At 69.0% G+C, this 2,848-nt stretch carries 2 protein-coding genes; both read right to left on the reverse strand.

Annotated elements, in window-relative coordinates:
- Positions 1-87: 87 nt before the first annotated feature.
- A complete protein-coding gene (locus tag RIF68_RS33330; protein ID WP_309055198.1) occupies positions 88-777 on the reverse strand; it encodes a TrkA family potassium uptake protein in 690 nt (229 codons plus the stop codon).
- Entirely contained in the window at positions 770-2,110 is a 1,341-nt protein-coding gene (locus RIF68_RS33335; protein WP_309055200.1) for a potassium transporter TrkG, read from the reverse strand. The genes RIF68_RS33330 and RIF68_RS33335 overlap by 8 nt, the downstream gene beginning before the upstream one ends.
- Positions 2,111-2,848 lie beyond the last annotated feature (738 nt).

A 2,848-nucleotide genomic window follows, 5' to 3' on the forward strand; every position in this document is an offset into this window, starting at 1 on the left:
GCCTCCTCGAACGAGGGGGCGGTGCCGGACACGGTTGTGCATCCTTCACTGAGGATCATCTCCCTGGTCAGTGAGAACCGGCTGGTCCTACTGGAGTTCGCTGAAGCGTTCGGTTGCTCGGGTGCGTCCGGCGACGATGATGGTGTCGTCTGCTTCGACGACGGTTTCGGAGGTGGCGTAGGTGAAGCCTTCGCCGGGGCGCTTGATGGCGACGACGGTGATGCCGTAGCGGGTGCGGACGGCGCTGTTCGCCAGGGGAAGGCCGATGATGTCGGCGGGCGGGTTGGTCTTGACCATGGCGAAGTCGTCCTCGAACTCGATGTAGTCGAGCATGCGGCCGCGTACGAGGTGGGCGACGCGCTGTCCCATGTCGTGTTCCGGATAAACGACGTGGTGGACGCCGAGCTGGGTGAGGATGCGGCCGTGGGCTTCGCTGACGGCCTTGGCCCAGACGTTCTCGATGCCGAACGAGATCAGCAGCGAGGCGGTGAGGATGCTGGCTTCCAAGTCGGTGCCGATGGCGACGACGGCGCGGTCGAACTCGTGGACGCCGAGCTGGCGCAGGGCGTCCTCCTTGGTGGAGTCGGCCCGCACGACGTGGGTGAGGGAACCAGAGAGTGCCTGGACGACTTCGGCCCTCTCGTCGATGCCGAGGACTTCGGTCTCCTCGTCGGCGAGTTCCAGGGCCAGGGCGCGGCCGAAGCGGCCCAGGCCGATGACGACGACGGAGCCCTGAGGCCCGGTGCGGCGTTTCCTGGGGACGGGTTTCTTAGCCAATGACGGGTCGCTCCTCGGGAAGGTCGTACAGGCGGTGGCGGGTGCGCAGGGCGAGTGCCGAGGCGACGGTGATGGGGCCGAGCCGGCCGAGGAACATCAATCCGATCAGCAGCAGTTGCAGGCCGGCGTGCAGATCGGCGGTGATGCCGGTGGACAGGCCGACGGTGGCGAAGGCGGACGTGGTCTCGAACAGCGACTGGTCCAGGCTGTGGTCGGAGAAGACCATGAAGGCGACGGTGGAGGTGGCGACGGCGGCCACGGACAGCAGGACCACGGTCAGGGCTTGGCGCTGAAGGTCGTCGTGCAGGCGGCGGTGAAAGATGTTGACCGCGGCCTCGCCGCGGATTTCGGCGCATATGACGAAGAACAGCACGGCGAAGGTGGTGACCTTGATGCCGCCGGCGGTGCCGGCGCTGGCACCGCCGATGAACATCAGCACGTCGGTGCCCAGCCAGCCGGCGGGGCTCATCTGGGAGGTGTCGATGCTGTTGAACCCGGCAGTGCGCGGCATGACCCCCTGGAAGAACCCGGCCAGCAGTTTCCCCGGTGTGTCCAGGGAGCCGAGGGTGGCCGGGTTGGACCATTCGAGTGCGGTGATGAAGGCGCTGCCGCCGACCAGGAAGACACCGGTGGCCCACAGCACGATCTTGGTGTGCAGGGACCAGGCCCACGGTCTGCGCCAGCGGCGCCGCAGCTCGAACAGGACGGGGAAACCCAGACCGCCGGCGACGACTGCCAGCGCGATGGGCAGGCAGATCCACGGGTCGGTGCTGAAGCCGATCAGGCTGTCGGAGTACAGGGCGAAGCCGGCGTTGTTGAACGCCGAGACGGCGTGGAAGACGCCCAGCCACGCCGCCCGGGGCCAGGGCTCGTCGTAGGCGGTGGCGAACCGCAGAGTCAGCACCAGCGCGGTGACCGCCTCCAGCAGCAGGCTCACCTTGACCACACCAGTCACGACCGAGCGGACATCGCCCAACCCCAGGGTCTTGGTCTCCGCGGCGGCCGTCATGCGCGCCTTCAGGCCCATGCGGTGCGAGACCAGCAGAACCAGCAGGGAGGCGAAGGTCATGATGCCGAAGCCGCCCACCTGGATCAGGGCCAGGATCACCGCCTGTCCGAATCCGCTCCAGTAGCCGGGGGTGTCCACCACGACCAGACCCGTCACACACACCGCGGAGGTGGAGGTGAACAGCGACTCCGCCGCACCGGCGCCACCGGGCCCCGCTTTGGCTGCCGGCAGCATCAGCAGACCGGTCCCGGCCGCCACCGCCGCGGCGAAGCCGGCCACGACCACCTGCGCCGGATGCCGAAGACGAGGCCATCGACGCGTCACCACTCCAAGCCCTCCGCCCCGCGGACAGGCACAACGATTGTTCGCACTGGAAGACGATAGACATCCCCATCGCCGTCCTCGGCACCGGACTCCGCCGTGGACCTCGCGCCATGTCCGCGGGCTTGCGCCGTGCAGTCCCGGAGCAGCGCCGAGCGGAGCTTCCCTCACCGGTCCGTACCGGGCTCGCGGGCGACCGGGTGAAGGGGTCCGGGCCCGCCCCTCGGCATGCGGGTCGAGTACACCCCCTTCACGGTCGCCGCGGTTCTGGTCACCGTCGGTGCTCTCACTGATCCCAGGTGGCGGTTGGGTTCTGGGGCACGGGTTCTGATCGCCGCCAACCCGAGCGAGGTGATCCACAGGCCGTGAGCCACCCTGCTGCGGGTGTCGCACATCGGTGGGCACCGCAACGACTTCACCCCGACTGCTGCCGCCGGTCGACGAGATGGCAACGGACTGCGGCGAGCGGGCCCGCCCCGGCGGAGGCCCCGCTTGCCGTACATCGACGTGGCATGGCCATGACGTCCACCGGCGCCGCTTGCCTGAGCGCGGCATCGTCCGAAGAACGCCCGACGCCGGTCAGCCCCGTGGCTCGGGACGCCCAACGCGCGACTCTCGTCCGCAAGAACCCGGCATCCTGGCAGGACCGCTCACTCCTGTTACTCCCTTACTCCTGCACCAGCACCACCGCCGACTCCCCGGGCACCCGCAGCACCCCGTCGGTCCCCGGCGCCTCGACCG

This window comes from Streptomyces sp., assembly GCF_031178505.1.
In the GTDB taxonomy this organism is placed as follows: domain Bacteria; phylum Actinomycetota; class Actinomycetes; order Streptomycetales; family Streptomycetaceae; genus Streptomyces; species Streptomyces gulbargensis.